Genomic DNA, 22,628 nt, shown 5'->3' on the forward strand with positions numbered 1-22,628 from the left:
ATAGTACTCAATAATTAAAGTCGAAATTTGACATAAAAAATAAGCCATATCAAGGCTTAAGAGTGCTTTTAAAGAAATGAAGTGTCAAACTCCCGAGCTGGCTTATTTAAGCAATGTTCGCTTCATTAAAAGATATAAAACGGGAATGCAACACAAATGAAATAGGAAAAGCCAACAGAATATGTTAAAGTAGTGAGAGATTCTAGTAAAATATATAACCGTATAAAAAAACCTGATGGAGTGTGTTCTTATGAAGAAAAAAATAAAAGTAATGCCTGTATTTGGTACACGACCAGAAGCCATTAAAATGGCCCCACTTGTATTAGAATTACAAAAACGTTCAGATGAATTTGACACGATTGTCACTGTTACAGCACAGCACCGTGAGATGTTAGACCAAGTGTTAGATATCTTTGAGATTACCCCAACGTATGATTTAAACATTATGAAACAAAACCAAACGCTCGCAGAAGTAACGACCCGGGCACTTGTCGGCTTAGATGAAGTGATAAAAGAAGCACAGCCTGATATCGTCTTAGCCCATGGAGATACCACGACCACTTTTGCCGCCTCACTCGCTGCTTACTATAACCAAGTCGCGGTTGGACATGTTGAAGCGGGGTTACGTACGTGGAATAAATACTCACCGTATCCAGAAGAGATGAATCGTCAACTAACGGGCGTCATGGCTGACTTACACTTTGCGCCTACAGCCCAGTCAAGAGATAATTTACGGACAGAAAACAAGCAAGACGAGTATATTTACATTACTGGTAATACGGCGATCGACGCATTAAAAACAACAGTAAGTGATGACTATACTCACCCAATGTTAGATCGAATCGGTGATAAACGTCTCGTTCTAATGACGGCTCACCGTCGTGAAAACTTAGGTGAAAACATGGGACAAATGTTTCGTGCGATTCGCCGTTTAGCTGATACACACGCGGATATTCATGTTGTTTATCCGGTTCACTTGAATCCAAAAGTACAAGAAAAAGCGAACGAGATCTTAGGTAATCATGACCGGATTGATCTAATCAAGCCACTTGATGTTGTGGACTTTCATAATTTTGCCGCGCGTGCAACTTTAATCCTTACGGATTCAGGTGGAGTGCAAGAAGAAGCCCCGTCACTCGGTGTACCCGTGCTTGTTTTACGTGATACAACTGAACGCCCAGAGGGTGTCAAAAGTGGCACGTTAAAGTTGACCGGTACAGATGAAGACACGATCTATAATGAAGCACATCTTTTACTAAGCGACAAACAAGCTTACGACAAAATGGCAAAAGCCTCTAACCCTTATGGTGATGGTTTAGCTAGTCAGCGGATTTGTGAGGCGATTGAGTCTTATTTTGATCCATCAAAACAAAAACCAGCCTCGTTTGAAGTGAAATAAGTATAACGATGATAAATCTAAGAAATAGTCTCATCTCTGTTTAATTCAGGATGAGATTATTTTAATTTTATCTTATGTTAAAGCACATTTTTAAATGAATACTTTACCGCATTTAAAGTCAAACGATAATGAAAGGATTAAAAAAGGGTCAAAGAGAAGAATTATTAGCCAGCTAAGTTTGTGAATGTAAAAATATTCATGCGGTTTTTCATGTGCATTTTTCACAAACTTCAATGCGCATTAAACCCACGTAATTACTGAGGTTTAACTCGATTTTAGTTGAGGAAACGCTTTATCTTAAGAAATTTTAAATGTAAACGCTTTTATACCAAAGAATTCGAGTAATTGGGATGCATTTTTTAAAATCGGTGCTATAATGTGAATAGTTGGTTTTTAACGATCAAATGAGAGGCAAGGTGAATCCGTGTGGAGACTTATTATGCTATGACAAAAAAACATCATCAGATTTTTTTCGTCATACTGATCTCCATTGCATTGGTGACACTGTTATTACAAGGACATCCCATCTTATTTGGTTTACTACTCGGTGGAGTAGTAAGTTACGTAAACTTATGCTTACTACAATGGAAGGTGACACGCCTCGTGCGTGTAGTCACAACAAACAAACGTTTTGCGACGGCTGGGACAATTTTAAGAATTGGCGCAGCTTTACTTGTCGTTGTTCTTGTTGAATACTATTTGACACACATTCCGGTACTTGCAGTGATTATAGGTTTAATGTTTAAGTACGTCGTTGTTCTTATTGCTGGTTTTTGGTCGCTGTTAGAAGCTAAGAAATTTATAGAGAAGGGGGAATAATAAATGGAACATGGTGCACCTATTGTCGAGAATATCTTTGGTATTCCGTGGCTAAGTGTTAACCTTTCAACCGTTTTAATGATGGTCGTTTCTAGTACCATTACTTTCTTTGTTGCGTTCTTTTTAACTCGCAATTTAAAGATGAAACCGACAGGAAAACAAAACTTTATCGAGTTTATCGTTGATTTTGTTAAAGGTATTATTAACGACTCAATGGACTGGCGGACAGGTAAGAAGTTTTTACCGTTAGCACTGACGCTGATCACGTTTATCTTTATTAGTAATATTTTAGGGGTTATCGTGACAGGGATATTTAATGGGATTGTGTGGTGGAAATCACCAACGGCTGATGCAGGGGTCACGTTAACGCTTGCGGCTTTTATTATTATTTTAACGAATTATTATGGGCTTAAAATGCGTGGGACGAAAAATTATGCCAAAGGTTTTGTTAGCCCAGTGTCATTTATGTTGCCATTTAAGATTATTGAAGAATTCACCAATACGATGACGCTTGGCTTCCGTTTGTATGGGAATATCTTCGCAGGTGAAGTATTGCTGTCACTGCTCGCGAGTTTGGCTTCAGTGACGCTCATCGGGGCCATTATACCGATGATTTTATGGCAAGGTTTTAGTTTATTTGTCGGCGCGATTCAAGCTTTCATCTTTACTACCTTGTCGATGGTGTATATGTCACACAAAGTTGTCGATGATCACTAATTACGAATCATCAACCATATGGATATGCGTATGGAACGATTCGTATGAACCGAATAGCTATAAGTTGAGTGAGAACACTGTCTTTCATTCATGAACGTAAGAGTCAAACTGAACTAAATTTAAAAAAACAAATTTAAACAATCCTAGGAGGAAATACACATGAACGCAATCGCTGCTGCAATCGCTGTAGGTCTTGCTGCTTTAGGCGCAAGTTTCGCTAACAGTATTATCGTAAAAAGTACAATCGAAGGAGTTTCTCGTCAACCAGAATTACGTGGGCCACTACAAACCATCATGCTTATTGGTATCGCACTTGTTGAGGCGATTCCAATTCTAGCTGTCGTTGTTGCCTTTATGATTCTTTAATTGATGAACGCCTAATAATAACAGGTAGACAAAGAGAGGAGTGCATAAAGCATGCTGACGACAAATATGTTAACCCTCGGTTCACAAACAGTCGGTGGTTTTCAACCGTTAGATACCGTTGTTGTTTTAGTGAGTTTTGCTATTTTAATGATGCTACTTAAGAAATTTGCTTGGGGACCAATCATTAAAGTGATGGAAGAACGCGAAAACTTCGTCGCGACTGAAATTGAAACAGCCCAAGATAGAAACCGTCAAGCACAAATGGCAATTAAAGAGGCTGATGATAAATTATTAGAAGCACGTCAAGAAGCAAAACACTTAGTTGTGACTGCGAAACAACGCGCAACAAAATTAGAGGAGTCAATTGTTAAAGAAGCAAAAGATCGTTCTAAACAAATGCGAATCGATGCTGAAGATGAAATTGAACAAGAAAAACGCGAATCATTCCAAGAAATGCAAGAAACGGTCGCAGAAATTGCGTTCCAAATTGCGATGGATATTATTCAAAAAGAAATGAGTCAGGAAGATCAAAAACGTTTAATTAAAGAACGTTTAGATACATTAGGAGACGATCTTCTATGAAAAATTCACGTAATGCAAGACGCTATGCTGAAGCATTATATGATGTGGCAAAAGACCACGCGCATGAAGACCAAATTGAACGTGAGTTACTCACGGTGCGCCAAGTGTTTAGTGCCCCGTCTGACTTAGTCGATTTCCTGCAAGATCCAAAACAATGGATGAACCGGGCGCGGATTATTAAATCAACGTTTATGACGTTCTCAAGTGAACTGGTGAAGTTGTTACTGATTATGGTCGAAGACCATGCCGAACAAGACGTGCCGGGGATGGTTGATCATTATACGTATTTGATTAATGAAAAGCGCGGGGTTGGTGTAGGAAAAGTCTATTCAGTCACGTATTTAACGCCACATCAACTTGAAGATATTGAAGCACATTTTGCTAAAGGCTTTGGTTATGAACGCTTAGCACTGCAAAATGAAATTGATGAAAGTGTGATTGGCGGGTTTAAAGTCGTCATAAACAACCGTGTCTATGACGTATCGCTAAAAGCAAAATTAGAAGATGTTAAACGGAAGTTTGTTCCGTTGTATAAACGATGATAGGGGTGACATGAGATGGAAATCAGAGCGGAAGAAATCAGTGCCCTGATCAAGAAACAAATCCAGTATTATCAAAAAGACACAGAGATTAAAGATATTGGGACCGTTATTGAAACAGGTGACGGGATTGCGCAAATTTATGGACTGAATAACGTGCTCTCAGGTGAGCTTGTTGAATTTGAAACGGGCACAATGGGCCTTGTTCAAAGTTTAGAAGAAGACCGGGTTGGTGTTGTTATTCTCGGGTCGCATCTATCGATTCGTGAAGGAGATGAAGTAACCCGTACAGGACGCATCATGGAAGTGCCTGTTGGGAAGTCGCTTGTTGGCCGGGTAGTTAACCCACTTGGACAACCGATTGATGGTAAGGGCGATATTAAAACAAGAAAAACGCGCCCAATTGAACGCGAAGCACCGGGTGTTATGGCACGTAAATCGATTCACGAACCACTTCAAACCGGACTAAAAGCGATTGATGCGCTGGTGCCAATTGGACGTGGTCAACGTGAATTAATTATCGGTGACCGTCAAACAGGAAAAACAACGGTGGCGGTTGATACCATCCTGAACCAAAAAGATCAAAACATGTATTGTATTTATGTTGCGATTGGACAAAAAGATTCAACGGTTCGTGCGACAGTAGAAACATTCCGTCGTCACGGCGCACTTGAGTATACGATTGTCGTTAATGCCGGTGCGAGTGCACCAGCGCCACTTCAATACCTTGCACCTTATGCAGGGGTTGCGATGGGCGAAGAGTTTATGTATAACGGTGAACACGCGCTTGTTGTTTATGATGACTTGTCAAAACAAGCCGCAGCTTACCGGGAACTGTCACTCTTACTTAAACGTCCACCAGGTCGTGAAGCCTTTCCAGGTGATGTGTTCTACTTACACTCACGTTTACTTGAACGGGCAGCTAAATTAAATGATGATTTAGGTGGCGGGTCGATGACGGCGTTACCGTTTGTTGAAACACAAGCAGGTGATATTTCAGCTTATATCCCAACCAACGTAATCTCGATTACGGATGGACAAATCTTTTTACAATCTGATTTGTTCTTTAGTGGGGTAAGACCAGCGATTAACCCTGGTCTATCTGTATCACGTGTTGGTGGATCAGCCCAAACAAAAGCAATGAAGAAAGTTGCGGGGACATTAAGACTAGATCTTGCCAGTTACCGAGAGCTTGAGTCATTTGCTCAGTTTGGTTCAGATTTAGATAAGGCAACCTTACAGAAATTAAACCGTGGTAAACGAACGATTGAAGTGTTAAAACAAGGCTTACACAAGCCGATTACGATGGAAAAACAAGTGATGATCATTTATGCGCTCATTCATGGCCAACTCGATGAGATTCCTATTGAAGACATTCTCCGCTTTGAAGACGAATTTTATGATTATCTAGATGCTGCCTATCCACAAGTATTACGCGACATTCGTGAATCAGGCGAACTCGCTGCAGAAGAGGATATGAAAGAAGCTATCACGACATTCCAGCAACAATTCAGTCGATCATACTAAGGAGGCGTGAAAATGGCTTTGTCATTACGAGGCATTCAAAAGAAAATCGAATCAACACAAAAGACGAAGCAAATCACCAGTGCGATGCATATGGTCGCGGCCTCTAAGTTAGGTAAGTCAGAGACTTCGAATAATGCCTTTGTGCCGTATGCGGAAAAGATCGAAGAAATGGTGAGACATATTGTCTTAAGTTACGGGGAGCATAGTCACCCGATTTTGATCCCTCGCCGTGTGAAAAAAGTTGCGTACTTAGTGATGACCTCTGATAGAGGTCTCGCCGGTCCGTTTAATTCACAGGTGTTAAGAAAATTAGAGAATTTAATTAATGAACGTCACCGTCAAAAAAGTGAGTATACGATTATCGCAATTGGTCGAATTGGGAAAGAATATTTTAAAAACCGCAATATGCCAGTACTGCGTTCAGCGACAGGGTTACCGGATCATCCTTACTTCAGTGATTTAGAAGACTTGACATATGATACGGTTCAGTTCTTTATTGATGGTGAATTTGATCAATTAGAGCTCGTGTATAATTATTTTTATTCAGCGATAAGTCAAGAAGTCGTGGTGAAAAAAATCTTACCACTGATTGCAGAAACAGAAGTGGATGAGCTACGTCATGAAATGCACAGTCCATTCTTATTCGAACCGAATGAGGATCAAATATTGAAGACACTGTTACCGCAATATGCGGAAAGCTTAATTTATGGTGCCTTTCTTGAAAGTAAAGCGAGTGAAAACGCCTCGCGAATGAACGCGATGCGAAATGCAACAGATAATGCCGACAATATGATTTCAGATTTACGCTTGCAGTACAACCGTGCACGTCAAGCACAAATCACGCAAGAATTAGCGGAAATTGTAGGTGGCGCAAATGCCCAACAAGGCTAACTTGTTTGCCGGTTTAGGGAGGAAATAATCGATGAATAATGGACAAGTCGTACAAGTAATTGGACCGGTCATCGATGTCAAATTCGAAGACGGAGAATTACCAAAAACAAATGATGCGCTTATCGTCACAGCGCACCAGAACGACCAAGACGTAAAAGTTACACTCGAGGTTGCCTTACACTTAGGGGACCATAAAGTACGAACCATCGCGATGAATGCCACAGAAGGTATTCGCCGTGGTGATAAAGTGATTAATACAGGACACCCCATCTCTGTCCCGGTAGGGGAAGAGACATTAGGACGGATTTTCAATGTCTTAGGTGAAGCGATTGATGGCGGAGAAGATGTGGCTGAAGATGTGCAACGCAGTGCGATTCATCGTCCATCACCTGAATTTAGAAAACTATCAACCGAAACAGAAATCTTAGAAACAGGGATTAAAGTTGTTGACTTATTGGCTCCTTATATTAAAGGGGGTAAAATCGGTCTCTTCGGTGGTGCTGGTGTTGGTAAAACGGTACTCATTCAAGAACTGATTCACAACATCGCCCAAGAACACGGTGGTATTTCAGTCTTTGCTGGTGTTGGTGAGCGTACCCGTGAAGGGAACGACTTATACTTTGAAATGAAAGATTCTGGCGTTATCGTTAAAACAGCGATGGTGTTTGGACAAATGAACGAACCACCAGGTGCTCGGATGCGGGTTGCTCTTACAGGCTTAACGATGGCGGAATACTTCCGTGATACTAAACGTCAAGATGTATTGTTATTTATTGACAACATCTTCCGTTTCACGCAAGCAGGTTCTGAAGTGTCAGCCTTACTCGGCCGGATGCCATCAGCCGTTGGTTACCAACCAACGCTCGCAACCGAAATGGGTCGCTTACAAGAGCGGATCACTTCAACAACTCAAGGATCAGTCACATCCATTCAAGCGATTTATGTACCAGCCGATGACTACACTGATCCTGCACCAGCAACAACCTTTACGCACTTAGACGCAACGACAAGTTTAGACCGTAAACTATCAGAGCAAGGGATTTATCCAGCGGTTGACCCGCTAAGTTCTAGTTCACGCGCGCTTGACATTGAAGTTGTTGGTAAAGAACATTATGACACGGCCCGAGAAGTGCAACAAACGTTGCAACGTTACCGTGAACTACAAGATATTATTGCGATTCTTGGTATGGATGAATTGAGCGACCAAGATAAACAAATTGTCCAGCGTGCGCGCCGAGTACAGTTCTTCTTATCACAAAACTTCCACGTGGCCGAACAGTTTACTGGTCAAGTGGGTTCTTATGTCCCGGTCAGTGAGACAATTCGTGGCTTTAGGGAGATCTTAGAAGGTAAGTACGATGACTTACCAGAAGAAGCGTTCCGTCTTGTAGGGACGATTGATGAAGCCATCCAAAAAGCAATGCGTCTGTCAGAGTAGGGGGCCGTTTATATGGACAAACAGTTGACAGTAGAAGTTGTTACACCCGATGGTCAAGTCGTTAATGACGTTTTTGATATGGTTGTTGTTCAGGCAAAACAAGGAGAAATTGGTGTTTTGCCCAATCACACGGCAATGATTTCTCCGGTTGTCATTAGTACAGCGCGTCTTAAAAAAGATAAAGAATCGATGAAGGTGGCGATTGGTGGCGGGTTTATTGAAATTGAAAATAACCATGTGACCATTCTCGTCCAGTCCGCTGAAACACCGAAGAAAATCGATGTGGAACGGGCGCGCAAAGCTAAAGAGCGTGCGATGCGACGAATTAAACAGCATCGTAAGGATGTTGACTTTAGACGAGCCGAACTCGCGCTAAAACGTGCGATTAATCGATTAGACTTGGTCGGTGAAGATAAAAAGATGTGAGATGAATCACTCTAACTAAAAAAGTCTAACAAAGTACGGGACGTTGTCACTTAACGTTTTAGACTATAAACCAGATAAAAAGACTTTAACTCAAGGACGAACTTGTGTTAAAGTCTTTTTACATAAGTCTTTTAAACAATAAATTACGCTTATATTGATTTAATGAATAAATTAAAAAAGAATCTATTTCCCGGGAAATTGTTGAAAGAAGGTGAAAGCATGTTCGTAGATTTAGGTGTACAAGCTGCCATTAGTATCATTTCACATAGTGTGTTTATTATTATTACCTGGCGCGCTTTAACATCCATCCGGTTTGATGTGTTGTTTAAAAAACATAAAGTATTTGAAGCTCGGTTATTTATGGTGATTCTCACCATTGTCATTGCCAGTGTGCTCAGTCATTTCTTTTTAGATTTACTTAATTGGTCCCAGCAACTGCTTTATTTACTTTAATCAAAGATTAAAACCACCGTTCTTTTAGTTTTAAGCTTAAATAACTAAAAGAACGGTGGTTTTTGCGTTGTATGTCTTTCGTTGTGTTTTTTATATGTTTTGGTTTTAAAAGTTGTCGTGGCGGAAGTGATTAATATCCGGTGGGAATCATATCCCTAGGTTTAGATAATTCCGCCCTAATTAATCACGTAAAAGGCATGTCGCCGTATGCGTAAGTAGTGAGCATGAATCAGTGCGCGAACAACACAATTCATCAAATGATGAGTTCGATCAAGCAACAGTCAGGAAACTAGACGATGACGTCACGCTAAAAGGCCTAGAAAAAACAGAAAATGTAAGCTGTTACAAACGACTCAATTCGTTCATTGCGACTATTTACACAGATAATAGAAACATTTATAGTTGTGATAGTTTCATTATTCATGATATGATAAAGAGCGATGAGTTTTTAATGGAAGTAATTTAAACATTAAGTGTAGAGTATTTAGAACAGTAATCTAACTAAAGTTTACATATAATGACGAAATAAAAGAAACAACTGACACAATATGATCTAGAGAACATTAAAAAAGAAAAACAATAATTAGCCAGTCGGGTAAGGATAGCGGGAATGTCTAGTTTTTTATTGGCACGTCTACCCTAACGATTGAAAAACTAATAAAATAGCGTGTTTTCTTTAGAATGGAGCGAATAACAATGGAAAAAATAATTATAAACGGTGGTGAAACACTATCAGGAACGGTACGTGTAGAGGGAGCTAAAAATGCGGTATTACCAATTATTGCCGCAACGATTTTAGGACAGATGAAGCCATCGGTTTTAACTAATGTGCCTGCACTGGCAGACGTTGGTACAATGAACGATGTATTAACCAATATTGGTGCTGACGTTAATATGGTTGATGATAAATTGACGATTGATGCCTCAGGTGATTTAACAACGGAAGCACCATTTGAATTTGTGACGAAGATGCGAGCGTCTGTCTTAGTGTTGGGGCCGCTTTTAGCGCGTTACGGTCATGCGCATGTCGCGATGCCAGGTGGTTGTGCGATTGGCTCACGTCCGATTGATCTACATTTAAAAGGTTTTGAAGCGATGGGGGCAACTGTAGAAGTTGGGCATGGTTTTGTCGAAGTTGAGAGTAAAGGACGCTTAACGGGTGCCACTATTTATTTAGATATGGCCAGCGTTGGCGCGACAGAAAATATTATGATGGCGGCGAGTCTTGCTGATGGGACAACCATCATTGAAAATGCAGCGAAAGAACCTGAAATAGCTGATTTAGCTGATTTTATTAATGGTATGGGTGGACGTGTCTTTGGTGCTGGAACGTCAACAATCACGATTGAAGGAGTCGAAGAACTAACAGGAACCGATCACACGATTATCCCAGACCGAATTGAAGCAGGCACCTTTATAGTTGCCGGTGCATTAACGGGTGGTGAAGTGACGGTACTTGGTGCGCGCTCACGTGATTTGCGTGCGGTTATTTTAAAACTTACTGATATGGGGGTTGTCGTTGAAGAAGTTGAAGGTGGCTTAAAGGTTCATCCGACGGATGAACTGGTTGCAGTCGATATTAAAACCTTGCCACACCCAGGCTTTCCAACGGATATGCAGTCACAAATGATGACCTTGATGCTTAAAGCAAAAGGCACGAGTATGGTAACTGAGACCGTCTTTGAGAATCGATTTATGCACATCGATGAATTCCGCCGCATGAATGCAATGATGAAAATTGAAGGCAGAAGTGTCGTTATTGACGGGGAAACAAACTTACAAGGTGCAGAAGTAAAAGCGACGGATTTACGCGCAGGTGCTGCTCTTGTGTTAGCAGGTCTAATTGCAGAAGGTCAAACGACCGTGACAAACTTGTATCATATTGACCGTGGTTATGTCGATTTTGTTGGAAAATTAAAAGCACTTGGTGCGAATATTGTGCGAGTGAAAGATGAATCAATACAAGCAGTTGAAGTAAGTCTTTAACGATAGGTTTAAATACAATGAGTCATGTTCAAAGACGTTGTTGATGTCAGTTCTATAACTACATCAGCAATGTCTTCTTTTGTGTGGAAAAGTATTGATAGACTGAATGACTGCCCATCTATTTAAAAGTTAAGGGAAATTCGGTATAGTTAATGATAGATTATAGAGCGGTAATGTATGATGAGCCATTACGACGTTAAAGATGGAAAAATATTTGAGATTTAAAGGGAGTGAGTTCGTGCGAGGGATTTATTTTTTTCTATTAACAGCGATATTATTAGGTGGGTTAGTTCAACAAGGTTTATATTTTGATGAGAATTTTTATCCATATCATATCATCTTACATTTATTATTTATCATCTTTTTAATTCGGATCTGGTTGTATAAAGAAAATGTCTTTAAGCCTTATCTGATCTTTATGCTGATACCGATTACTTACGCATTGCCGCTTTTCTTTGAACCGGCATCCGCCTATCTAGCGATACAAGGTGTAATACGCGCAAGTTCGACCGTTGCTTTTTTTATTATGGCTGTTTATGTCTTTCATAAAGACTCACTGTACCATCGGTATGTGCCATATATGATGCATGGAATCGGTCTTATATTAAGTCTCCATATGTTGTTGTTTGACCTTGGGATTTTAACCGAAGGACATTACATTATGATGGGTCGTTATGCAGGTTTAGTTGAATATGCGAATACTTTCGGTGTACTTTTAGCTGCCCTATTTTTTTATGGTCTCATTCAGTTTGAACGAACACAAAATAAGTGGTTAATGACTTTCCACCTTTCAGTGTTACCAATGTATCTATTTATGGTATTCAAATCCCAGTCGCGTGGGGTCCTATTATTGTCAAGTTTAATCTTTATCGTTGTGATTGGTCTATCGAAAACAAAACAACAACTCAAGCTCTTACTTGTCAGTAGTCTCGCCCTTGTTACGGCTCTAATGTTGTATCTGGCGATAGAGCAAGTAAATGTTTTCAGAATGATTGTTCTCGTCGCTTGTTTGAGTTTACTATTTAGTCGCGCTATTTGCGAGTGTCTAGACAGATTGCCTAAAGAGATTACATTTAATCGTTTGGTCATACCTCTCGGTATGGTCACTTTGATTGGCTTTAGTTTGGTCAATATTTTAAATGAAGGACTCTTATACGATATCTTACTTGGTTGGTTTGAACTCGACATGAGCAAACTAACTCAAACAAGAACGTTCACAGAACGACTGGCATTTTTAACTGACGGTTTTTATATTTTTGGAGATGCGCCCTTTATAGGGCATGGCGCACGCGCCTGGGCATTAATGTATCAGTCAGTAAGAAGTTATGACTACCAATCATTAGAGGTGCATAATGGCTATTTAGATATTTTAATAGAAACAGGTATTATTGGCTTTAGTGTCATTATGTTGCTGATTGGTCTAATCCTAAGACAAGTGTATAGAAGTACAGACACATACATAACGCTTATGCCTGTTTTTTTGATTATGGGCCATAGTTTCATGGATTTTAATTTGTCATTTGGTTATGTATGGTTTTTCTTAATCATAATGACTGCGAATCAGATTGATTTAACAGTAAACCTGATTACGATAAAGAGGAAGACCGAATAAACAGTCGTCGCAATCAAACAAAATGAAGCAGACAAACTTGTAACACGTACCAAATATAACAATCAACAGGTATTGCTTTTATTACGGATCAGGAAATTGAGTAAGTCAAATCAATGCGTTCTTAAAAATTGTTGAAACCTAACCTTTATATTGACCCTCTAATAATAAGATATTCTTAGAAAGGCTTTTGTTGTACAGATCTTGCTCTAAAAACAAGGACAATGCGGATTATTGTTTGTATATTTCTGACTTAATTAAAATTGTCTTGACAATAGAACGAAAATTCTCAGATCCACACGATAAATATGAAATTTCGGTAGGTATCGCCAACTATTTGTGATATTATATATTATTAGAGACAACTCGAAAAAATACTAGTTGACATCATAAATGAAACGAAAAAAATAGGAGGATCACATACATGTTTTCAAGAGATATCGGTATTGACTTAGGAACGGCAAATGTACTTATTCATGTAAAAGGAAAAGGGATTGTGTTGGATGAACCATCTGTTGTGGCGATGGACCGAAACACCGGTAAAGTACTAGAAGTAGGTGAAGCAGCTTGGAAGATGGTTGGACGTACGCCGGGTAATATCGAAGCCATTCGTCCGCTCAAGGATGGTGTGATTGCTGATTTTGATGTGACAGAAGCGATGCTAAAACATTTTATTAATAAAATTAATGTCAAGGGCATGTTTTCTAAACCACGGATGTTGATCTGTTGCCCAACAAATATCACTAAAGTCGAACAAAAAGCGATTAAAGAAGCGGCTGAGAAGTCAGGCGGTAAAAAAGTTTACTTAGAAGAAGAACCAAAAGTAGCGGCCATTGGTGCTGGCATGGATATCTTCCAACCAAGCGGTAACATGGTTGTTGATATCGGTGGGGGTACTACTGATGTCGCTGTCTTATCAATGGGTGACATTGTTACGTCTCAGTCAATTAAAATGGCTGGTGATAAGTTCGATATGGAAATTTTAAATTATGTGAAAAAAGAATATAAACTACTGATTGGTGAACGTACGGCTGAAGATATTAAAATTCAAGTCGCAACCGTATTTCCAGGTGCTCGCAATGAGTCGATTGATATACGTGGCCGAGATATGATGAGTGGTCTACCACGTACGATCACTATTCAATCAGAAGAAATTGAAAAAGCCTTACGAGAATCAATTTATGTGATTGTACAAGCGGCGAAAAATGTATTAGAAAAAACACCACCAGAACTCTCAGCCGATATTATTGATCGCGGGGTTATTTTGACCGGTGGAGGTGCACTATTACACGGACTTGATCAATTACTCGCAGAAGAGTTAAAAGTACCGGTCTTCCTAGCAGAAGAGCCAATGAGTTGTGTGGCTAAAGGAACAGGGATTATGCTTGAAAATATCGATAAAATTGCTCGCCGTTAATGTAACGTATGGAGAGAGGATGATTGAGACGTGCTAAGAGGATACTATACAGCTGCAAGTGGTATGATAACGCAACAACGTCGTCAAGACACATTATCGAATAACTTATCAAACGCGCAGACACCTGGATTTAAACAAGATCAAGCGATGACGCGTTCATTTCCAGAGCTACTCGTTAAACGTATGGGTGGAGAAGAGATAAAAACCCAAACAAATAAGCATTTAAGCTTATCAAATCAAGTTGGTCCACTGACAACAGGTGTGTATGTGCATGAGACGTTGGCTGATCAAACACAAGGAACACTACAAGAAACGAATATGACAACCGATATGGCTCTAGTGAACGGAAATATACTTGACCAAGACGGTGCTCTTTTCTTCACTGTTCAAAATGCTGAAGGAGACGTACGCTATACGCGAAATGGTAACTTCACAGTTGATGGCCAAGGTTACTTAACGACGAATCAGGGCTATTACGTATTAAATGATGCGGGGAATCCGATATTTACAAATGGTGAAAACTTCACATTAACATCGGAGGGTGTCCTAACAACTGCTGAGGATGAGATACCACTCCAAATAAACTATACAACAAATCATTATGATTTAATAAAAGATGATGAGAATCTCTTTGCGCTGACAGACCAAGACGGTGACGTCCTGGGTGCAATGGAAAACGCGAGAGGAAATGCGGGTGTAACTTTTTCTGTTAGTCAAGGGTTCTTAGAGGCTTCTAATGTTGATTCTGGTCAAACAATGGTAGAGATGATGCAAGCTTATCGACTATTTGAATCCAATCAACAAGTTGTTAAAGCGTATGATAAAAGCATGGAAATAGCCGTCAATCAAATCGGCAGATTAAACTAAAGGAGGAGATAAAATGAGTCGAATGGGTATCCAGGCCGCAACAACGATGCGCGAGCTGCAAAATAAGCTCGATCTTATCGGACACAATGTGGCAAATGCAAACACAACAGGATATAAAACACAAATGGCGAATTTTAGTTCACTCCTCTATCAAAATATTGATAACTTTAGTGATGAAGAGGCCAACAGTGTTGGACGAGTAACGCCACTTGGAATCAGACAAGGGGCGGGTGCTAAAGTGGGGCATGCGAATAATAATTTCACCCAAGGGGCGTTAATTAATACAGAGCGGCCACTTGATTTAGCGCTAACAGAAGATCGTCAATTTTTTGAAGTCGCTGTGACTGAAAATGGTGAAACAGAGACGCGTTTTACGCGTGACGGTTCATTCTATTTACAACCAACACAAACAGGTGACTCAGCACTAGTGACCAGCAATGGCCATGCGATATTAAATCAGTTTGGTGAAGCCATTGTAATAAACCAAGGCTTTGATGATGTCGCGCTCGATGCATCAGGTCAAGTGGTTGTGCGAAGAGATGGAATAACAAACAGTGAAGCTACTATATCTGTTGTTGAAGCAATTCGACCACAGTTTTTAGAACAAACCGGTCAAAATCTGTTTAGGTTACCAGATGTTACGGAAACGGATTTTGAAGCAGGTGACATTATTGGTCAAGTAGCAGACGTTAATGTCGCTGTTGGTAGACTAGAAGGTTCTAACGTTGAGTTATCTACACAAATGACGGAATTAATCCAAACACAACGAGCTTATCAATTCAATGCTCGTACGATTTCAATGCATGACCAAATGCGTGGATTAATTAATCAAATGCGCTAAGGAGTTAATTATGGATAATCAAACAAATGATCAGGTTCAAAAAACTGAAGTAAAGCCGATAGAAGAAAATGATCAAAAAGTGACACGTGAAGAGAAAAAACAAGAACGTAAAGAAAAAAGACGAGAAAGAAAAGAACACCGAGCAGTACATCGTATCTTTCCTATCTGGCTAAGAATTATTGTTGTTATTTTATTGATTTTTATCGCACTTATTATTGGTCTATTAGTAGGTTATAGTGTGTTAGGTGGCGGAGAAGAGCCATTAGAAGTGTTGACCTTTGATTTCTGGCAACATATTATTGATATTATGACAGGTGTTGAATAAAGAAGCAGGTGACTGCTTTTTCTTTTTAAATTCATATTAGGAGTTGGTACTAATGTTAGATGTTAATCAAATTAAAGACGTCATTCCCCATCGCTATCCATTTTTACTCATTGATCAAGTGGTTGAGATTGAAGAAGGAAAGCGCGTTATCGCGAAGAAAAACGTCACAATCAATGAACCGTTCTTCCAAGGACACTTCCCGGACTATCCAGTCATGCCTGGCGTTTTAATCATTGAGGCACTTGCACAAGCTGGGGCGGTGGCTATGCTACAAAAAGAAGAAAACAAAGGTAAAATTGGCTTTTTAGCTGGTATTGATGCGTGCCGGTTTAAACGTCAAGTTATACCGGGTGATACATTAATGCTAGATGTTGAAATCACGAGATTAAAAGGTCCAATCGGCAAGGGAAAAGCGAAAGCAACAGTAAATGGTGAATTAGCCTGTGAAGCTGAGATTATGTTTGCGATTCAATAAGTATAATCTAAGATATAAGAAAATATGTCATAGGTCGCAGGGAACAACATTCATTTAGGTGAATAGTTGTTCTTTTTTACTTCCACTAACAAAAATAATGCATTAGATGTCAATTTGTGTTATAGTTATTTGATGATATGAACAAATGATTAAGAGTTTGTAACTTTAGTAAAGTAAATACGTCTAATTTACTGAGATATTATAGCATGTATTATCTTTAAATAAGATAATCATTATTGAAAGGAAGGGGAAAATGTTCTATTTCTTCATTGTCGTGTTATGTTTTTTAGTAGCACTCATCTTAACCCCTCTTGTTAAAAAGTTGGCTTTTTTGATTGGTGCGACTGATCAACCGAATAAACGAAAAATACACACAGGTATTATGCCAAGGCTCGGAGGTTTAGCTATTATAGGAAGCTTCACTGTTGGCATGGTTATTTATCATCCTCATACCCATTTTAAATGGCCTATGCTTATTGGTGCCTTGCTTATTGTACTCATTGGTATAGTGGATGATATTTACCCACTATCAGCACGTTATAAATTTATCGTACAGTTTATTGCCGCTTTTATCGTCGTATTAAATGGAGTAGAAATGACATTTATTAATTTACCATTTGGTTACACGTTAGAGTTTGGCTATTTGAGTATCCCGATTACCGTCCTTTGGATTGTAGGGATTACTAATGCCATTAACCTTATTGATGGTTTGGATGGATTAGCAGGTGGTGTATCAACTATAGCCTTACTTACGATTGCAGGCTTAGCGATTATGCTGGGGGACCCTTTTGTGGCCACTATTGCCTTTATGCTCGCAGGGGGGACCCTTGGTTTCTTAGTGTTTAATTTCTATCCAGCAAAAATATTTATGGGTGATACAGGTGCCTTATTCTTAGGCTACATGATAGGGGTGCTATCCGTTTTAGGGTTCAAAAATGCCACGCTCTTTTCACTAATTGTCCCTATTGCGATATTAGGTGTCCCAATTATTGATACCCTCTTTGCAATTGTGAGACGAGCGGCTTATAAAAAGCCATTGTATGCTCCTGATAAATTGCATTTACACCACTGCTTATTGAATTTAGGTTTTAGTCATCGTCAAACGGTTATTCTTATTTATGCGATGAGTGGTTTATTTAGTGTAGCGGCTATTCTTTTTAGTCGGTCTGTTATGTGGGGATCAACGCTATTGTTTTTCTTAGTAACAATACTCGTTGAGTTATTGATTGAACTTACAGGACTTATCGGGAACGATTATCGCCCTTTATTAAATGCGATTAGTAGACATTACCGAAAGTAGTTGATTTGCGGTGATTATTTAATGTCTTATTCATTATAGTGTTAAAAAAATAAACAACTGCTAGACTAAGGAATATAATCCTTTGGTCTGGTGGATGTTTATTTTTTCTGTATTCACTTCCTAGTGGTGGAGTGATAAACGTTGGTGATTAGTTTAGCTGTTGAGTGGCCATCAGAATAAGCATTCCAAACATTAGAGAAATCTGCAATTTTATTTAATTCAAATGTATTAGATTTAATAACATCAATGATCTCTTCTGTTGATTGCACGACTGGACCTGGCATCTGTTCATGGTAGTCTTCAAAAAAGCCGCGCTCTTTCGTATAACGCTCTAGGTCATAACTAAAGAAAATCATCGGTCGATTTAATAAGGCGTACTCAAACGGAATGGATGAGTAGTCTGATATGAGATAATCAGATACGATTAATAATTCGTTTAGGTTTGGGTAGTCAGATACATCTATAACAAAATCATTAGTAGTATGAGTAGATTTTGATCTAACAACAGGGTGAAGCCTTAGTAACACAATATAATCTTTACCTAAACCTGCTTGTAGCAACTCTAAATCCAACTTGAGATTAAAGTTAGCAATCTCTTGGTCGCGAAACGTCGGTGCGTATAGAATCACCTTCTTATCCTTAATTACCGGGTACAATTGGTAAATATGACACTTCGCCTGCTGTGACTTTAGTTCATCAAAAAAGAAGTCTGTCCGAGGGATACCTGTTCTAAGTATTTGTCTTTCTGATAAATCAAAAGTAGCTTTGAAAATTTTAACCATTTTCTCTGAACCGACGACAACATCGGAGAAATGTCTATATACGGATTTGAAGCGATTGTGAGCACGTTTGGAACGTTTCTGGATTGTTGGGTCCAATAAGCCAAACTGTTTAATAGCGCCAGCCGCATGCCACAATTGAATAACTCTTACTTCTGGCTTAAAGGTTGTTGCCGCAAGAAACCCAAAATAGTTATCAACAAAGATTGTTTTTGCAGTGGCAATGTGATAAATTGATTTGATAAATTGAATCGGATGGTAAAATTCAAACATTAGATTCGTCTCACGATCGGATGGTGTGAATTTCAAGCGTGCAGCACTAGTTGTTAAAACGATAAGAGTGTCATCTGTTTTTTCCAAACAAGCTTTTCTAACATAATTGATGTTATCACCGAATGAAGCAACCAGTACCGTTTTATTTTGAAGTTTATTTTTACTAAAAATAGTGAAAAAGAGTTTAACGACAAATAAATAACTAGAGATAAAAAACTCTCTAGCCATTTTTAGAACCTTGTAATTCTTTTTTTATTTGTGTTGTAGAAATACCTTCAGTTCGTGGTAAGTAAACAACATCGCAATAATCATTTAAGAAATCAAATTCACCTGTCCAATCGTCACCCATAACAAAGACATCGATATTGTTGTCCCTCACATCGCGAATTTTTTGATCCCATGTGTGTTCAGGAATGACTTCATCAACATAGCGTATAGCCTCTAGTATTAACTTTCTTGTTTCAAAATTATGATAAGCTTTCTTTCCTTTAATAGTATTAAATTCATCCGATGAAATAGCAACCGTTAAATGATCACCTAAATCTTTTGCTCGACGTAGTATATTAATGTGACCGTGATGGATTAAATCGAATGTTCCATAAGTTATTACTTTTTTCATAATATCCTCCAATTAAATTAATGGTAAAATGTTTTCACTCTGATAAGTATATATTTTTTCAATTAAAAATACAAGAGTAGTAAGACTTAAACATTTTAGATATATAATATAAAAATTACCACGAGTCTCTATACTCATGGTAATTTTTAAATGAAAATAAATTATTGAATTTTTAAATAGTTGTTGTCAGGTCCAGAACTAACCCAAAGTTCTTTTTCTTGATAATGAATTTTATACCATTCTTCATGTGTGACTGGTTTAGAGTCATCATCAAGAACCATTAATACAATATCGCCATTATTCAATTTTCCTTGAGAAGCTTTAGATGTACTAGGATCTAAGCGTACATTTAGACTCGATGCAGTCACTTGAATGACGTTAGATAACTTAACAAAATCTTCAGATATCCAACCGGTTTTTCCATTGTATCTAGCTTGATACCAACCTTGGTTATTAGTACTAATTATTTCTAATTTTGTACCAACATCCTTAATTGTCCCAATTATCGTTTGACTAGAAGCAGTTGAAGCTTCTGATCGGAATCTAACATTAGAACCTGTTGTTAATCCCTCAGCACCTTCAGGATAATTTGATGTTTCTACTGTATTGGCTGGTGCCTCAGCACCTTGATAACCAGGTTGCTTATCAAATTTAGGAATATCAAATGTCTGAACATAACTCTGTAAAGAATCATAGATTCGTGAGATTCTTTGAGTTGGAATTTGAGCCCAAGCTACGTGAGTAGCATATTGGTGTACTCCTGGATTTGCAGGGTTCCAGCGCATTTTGTATAAAGTATCTTGTCCTTTATGAATATAATTCTGCGCCACGAATTTTGCGCCACCAATTATAGCAGCTTCAGGTGTAAACCATTTTTCATTATACGCATGCTGAGAACCACTTATAACAGCAGAACTATCATATGCAGAAATACCATACATGTTATAAACTGTCCTACCATTAACTTCAACACCCTGTGCTAACTGAGAAGCTCCATTACCTGTCTCGTGAAGGGCATGTGCAATAAGATAGGCTTCGTTAATACCGTACCTGTTACCCGCTTCAATAAATGCAGAGGCAGTATTGGCTAGTGAGCCTGTTCCACTATTTAGGATACTTGTATTAACTTCATTTGCGTTTAATCCTGCTGGTGAAGATAAATCTAAAAACTGATAAAATCCAACTTCATTTTCTCTAAAATTAGATGGATTAGCATAATATTCAACCAATGGTTTAAAGGCTAGTATGGTACCTGATCCATTAGCTTTAGGCGTACGTGTCATTTGAATATCAACGAAATTACTAAAATTTAAGTTGTAATTTGTCGTATTAATATGTCTGATTGGCTCAAAATCAACATCATCTTTGTGAATATATCCGGTTGTTTGTTTGCCATTTAAAATGACCATGGCTTCATACCATGAAGATGAAAAGGATTTAAAATATAAAAAACGGCCTTCAGGATACGAGCGTAATACGTTAGAATCTCTAGATGCTTTACTATAGACTCTAGTAGGAGAACTATCACCATACCCCGTATAGTTTGTTTGTTCAGATGAAACAGTTTCAACGTCTCTAGCGTATATATATCCGGTTTTCGCTTTTCCATTAATAAATACTTTTGCTTCATACCAGTTACTAGAAAAAGTTTTGTAGTATAACAAGTGCCCCTTAGAGTAGGACTTCAATGAAGGGGCATTTGTTGATGCTCGCACATACACATTTGTCTTATTTAACGCAACTCCTTTTAATGACTCTGAAGGTGTATTTTCAAGATTGTCAACATCTTTTTTATGAATATAACCTGTGTGTCCTTTACCATTTAAAATGACATAAGCTTCATACCATTCAGAAGAAAAGGTTTTATATAATAAAACACTGCCCTCTTTATATGATCTCAGTGAAGATGATGACGTTGAAGGAGTTTTGTGAACTTTCACGTTATTTAATGCAATGCCACGTAGTAATTGTTGATTTGATAAATCAATGTTCTCCACATCATCTTTATGAATAAACCCTGTATGCCCTTTTCCATTAATGATGACATAAGCTTCGTACCAGTTGTTTGAGTAAGTTTTATAAATTAACGAACTCCCCTCATTATAGGAGCGATGTGTGGAAGCAGAACGAGAAGCTTCTTTATATACATTCACTTTTGTTGTAGCAATCCCTTTCAATAATTGTTGGTTTGAGAGATTTAATGTTTCTACATCATCGTGGTGAATATATCCTGTATGCCCCTTGCCATCAAGAATCACATATGCCTCATACCAATTAGAAGACTCCTCTTTGTAAAGTAAAACTTTCCCCTGATTATATTCACGAAGTACCTTGCTATTAGTTGATTTTTCACTGTAGACTACTGTCTTGTTTTTTAATGCCAGTCCCCGTAATGTTTGTTGTGCGTTTACATGATCTATAGTATCAACATTAGAGATTTTGATTGGGGTTACGGGTTCTATGAAGAATATCAATATGAGCAATACGAATACAATTTTTTTCATGCGTTTCATTTGTATCAAAACTTAGCCTCCAAAAAATTCTTGATAATGTAGTATTAAACTATCGTTTTGAATACTAAATGCTCACCTCCCCAATTTAATTTGATAGTTTCATGTCATATTATCTCAGAATTTAATGAGTTTGTTAAGGTGATTCAGGTAAATGTAGAAAGAATAGTATTAAATACCCGTCTTATTAATTATTAAACTTTAAGTGGTATATCTCTTTTATTGGATTACTTCTTGAGATATAACTAGAATAATCGCTTGACATCTAGAGTCATCTAAAGTTATATAGAGAAAGAGGTGATTTTAATGGAGCAAGTATCAATTATAATGCCCGTATACAATTCCGAAATTTATTTATGGGAATCTTTACGGTCTCGGGAGTTTGACACTTCATTTCTTTAAAAGCACTCTTAAGCCTTGATATGGCTTATTTTTTATGTCAAATTTCGACTTTAATTATTGAGTACTAT

General features: G+C 38.4%; 23 protein-coding genes. 20 read left to right on the plus strand and 3 right to left on the minus strand.

All coding sequences use genetic code 11. From position 1 onward, the window contains the following. Positions 1-250: 250 nt before the first annotated feature. The 20 genes from wecB (at position 251) to BM098_RS10980 (ending at position 17,977) form a co-directional block, all read left to right on the plus strand. The gene (wecB, locus tag BM098_RS10885; RefSeq protein WP_089833238.1) at positions 251-1,399 is read left to right on the plus strand and encodes a non-hydrolyzing UDP-N-acetylglucosamine 2-epimerase; all 1,149 of its coding nucleotides are present in this window, start codon (positions 251-253) and stop codon (positions 1,397-1,399) included. Positions 1,400-1,843: 444 nt separating this feature from the next. After that, positions 1,844-2,218, plus strand: coding sequence for an ATP synthase subunit I (locus BM098_RS10890; RefSeq protein WP_089833239.1), 375 nt, complete (start codon positions 1,844-1,846; stop codon positions 2,216-2,218). 3 nt (positions 2,219-2,221) lie between these two features. Next, entirely contained in the window at positions 2,222-2,935 is a 714-nt protein-coding gene (atpB, locus tag BM098_RS10895) for a F0F1 ATP synthase subunit A (protein WP_089833241.1), read from the plus strand. Between the two features lie 159 nt (positions 2,936-3,094). Further along, entirely contained in the window at positions 3,095-3,301 is a 207-nt protein-coding gene (atpE, locus tag BM098_RS10900) for a F0F1 ATP synthase subunit C (protein ID WP_089833243.1), read from the plus strand. A gap of 51 nt (positions 3,302-3,352) precedes the next feature. Beyond that, on the plus strand, positions 3,353-3,883 hold the full coding sequence (atpF, locus tag BM098_RS10905; protein WP_089833245.1) for a F0F1 ATP synthase subunit B: 531 nt from the start codon (positions 3,353-3,355) through the stop codon (positions 3,881-3,883). Then, entirely contained in the window at positions 3,880-4,425 is a 546-nt protein-coding gene (gene atpH, locus BM098_RS10910; RefSeq protein ID WP_089833247.1) for an ATP synthase F1 subunit delta, read from the plus strand. The genes atpF and atpH overlap by 4 nt, the downstream gene beginning before the upstream one ends. A 15-nt stretch (positions 4,426-4,440) precedes the next feature. Beyond that, positions 4,441-5,949 carry a F0F1 ATP synthase subunit alpha gene (gene atpA / locus BM098_RS10915; protein ID WP_089833249.1) on the plus strand — a complete coding sequence of 503 codons (1,509 nt, stop codon included), beginning with the start codon at positions 4,441-4,443 and terminating at the stop codon, positions 5,947-5,949. A gap of 12 nt (positions 5,950-5,961) precedes the next feature. After that, positions 5,962-6,840 (plus strand): ATP synthase F1 subunit gamma, encoded by an 879-nt coding sequence (atpG, locus tag BM098_RS10920; RefSeq protein ID WP_089833251.1) that lies wholly within the window; start codon positions 5,962-5,964, stop codon positions 6,838-6,840. Positions 6,841-6,871: 31 nt separating this feature from the next. Then, positions 6,872-8,278 carry a F0F1 ATP synthase subunit beta gene (gene atpD, locus BM098_RS10925; protein ID WP_089833253.1) on the plus strand — a complete coding sequence of 469 codons (1,407 nt, stop codon included), beginning with the start codon at positions 6,872-6,874 and terminating at the stop codon, positions 8,276-8,278. 12 nt (positions 8,279-8,290) lie between these two features. Further along, entirely contained in the window at positions 8,291-8,704 is a 414-nt protein-coding gene (locus tag BM098_RS10930) for a F0F1 ATP synthase subunit epsilon (protein ID WP_089833255.1), read from the plus strand. 219 nt (positions 8,705-8,923) lie between these two features. Further along, positions 8,924-9,157 carry a DUF1146 family protein gene (locus BM098_RS10935; protein WP_089833268.1) on the plus strand — a complete coding sequence of 78 codons (234 nt, stop codon included), beginning with the start codon at positions 8,924-8,926 and terminating at the stop codon, positions 9,155-9,157. Between the two features lie 232 nt (positions 9,158-9,389). Then, positions 9,390-9,623 carry a hypothetical protein gene (locus BM098_RS10940; protein WP_089833270.1) on the plus strand — a complete coding sequence of 78 codons (234 nt, stop codon included), beginning with the start codon at positions 9,390-9,392 and terminating at the stop codon, positions 9,621-9,623. Positions 9,624-9,853: 230 nt separating this feature from the next. After that, positions 9,854-11,143, plus strand: coding sequence for a UDP-N-acetylglucosamine 1-carboxyvinyltransferase (murA, locus tag BM098_RS10945; RefSeq protein WP_089833272.1), 1,290 nt, complete (start codon positions 9,854-9,856; stop codon positions 11,141-11,143). Positions 11,144-11,345: 202 nt separating this feature from the next. Then, positions 11,346-12,755 carry an O-antigen ligase family protein gene (locus BM098_RS10950; protein ID WP_089833274.1) on the plus strand — a complete coding sequence of 470 codons (1,410 nt, stop codon included), beginning with the start codon at positions 11,346-11,348 and terminating at the stop codon, positions 12,753-12,755. Between the two features lie 421 nt (positions 12,756-13,176). Next, a complete protein-coding gene (gene mreB / locus BM098_RS10955) occupies positions 13,177-14,169 on the plus strand; it encodes a rod shape-determining protein (RefSeq protein ID WP_089833276.1) in 993 nt (330 codons plus the stop codon). A gap of 30 nt (positions 14,170-14,199) precedes the next feature. After that, positions 14,200-15,036, plus strand: a complete 837-nt coding sequence (locus BM098_RS10960) for a flagellar hook-basal body protein (protein ID WP_089833278.1) — start codon at positions 14,200-14,202, stop codon at positions 15,034-15,036. A 13-nt stretch (positions 15,037-15,049) separates the two neighbouring features. Beyond that, positions 15,050-15,877 (plus strand): flagellar hook-basal body protein, encoded by an 828-nt coding sequence (locus tag BM098_RS10965; RefSeq protein WP_089833280.1) that lies wholly within the window; start codon positions 15,050-15,052, stop codon positions 15,875-15,877. A 10-nt stretch (positions 15,878-15,887) separates the two neighbouring features. Continuing rightward, a complete protein-coding gene (locus BM098_RS10970) occupies positions 15,888-16,202 on the plus strand; it encodes a DNA-directed RNA polymerase subunit beta (protein WP_089833282.1) in 315 nt (104 codons plus the stop codon). A gap of 52 nt (positions 16,203-16,254) precedes the next feature. Beyond that, positions 16,255-16,677, plus strand: coding sequence for a 3-hydroxyacyl-ACP dehydratase FabZ (fabZ, locus tag BM098_RS10975; RefSeq protein ID WP_089833284.1), 423 nt, complete (start codon positions 16,255-16,257; stop codon positions 16,675-16,677). 253 nt (positions 16,678-16,930) lie between these two features. After that, entirely contained in the window at positions 16,931-17,977 is a 1,047-nt protein-coding gene (locus tag BM098_RS10980; protein ID WP_089833286.1) for a glycosyltransferase family 4 protein, read from the plus strand. Between the two features lie 113 nt (positions 17,978-18,090). On the opposite strand, the gene BM098_RS10985 is transcribed toward BM098_RS10980, so the two are convergent. From BM098_RS10985 to BM098_RS10995, 3 genes are all read right to left on the minus strand, one after another. Further along, on the minus strand, positions 18,091-19,257 hold the full coding sequence (locus BM098_RS10985) for a CDP-glycerol glycerophosphotransferase family protein (protein WP_089833288.1): 1,167 nt from the start codon (positions 19,255-19,257) through the stop codon (positions 18,091-18,093). Beyond that, positions 19,250-19,648, minus strand: a complete 399-nt coding sequence (tagD, locus tag BM098_RS10990) for a glycerol-3-phosphate cytidylyltransferase (RefSeq protein ID WP_089833290.1) — start codon at positions 19,646-19,648, stop codon at positions 19,250-19,252. The genes BM098_RS10985 and tagD overlap by 8 nt, the downstream gene beginning before the upstream one ends. A gap of 161 nt (positions 19,649-19,809) precedes the next feature. Further along, positions 19,810-22,161, minus strand: coding sequence for an SH3 domain-containing protein (locus BM098_RS10995; protein WP_234987489.1), 2,352 nt, complete (start codon positions 22,159-22,161; stop codon positions 19,810-19,812). Between the last annotated feature and the right edge of the window lie 467 nt (positions 22,162-22,628).

Origin of the sequence: Halolactibacillus halophilus (assembly GCF_900115605.1) — a bacterium.
Lineage (GTDB): Bacteria > Bacillota > Bacilli > Bacillales > Amphibacillaceae > Halolactibacillus > Halolactibacillus halophilus.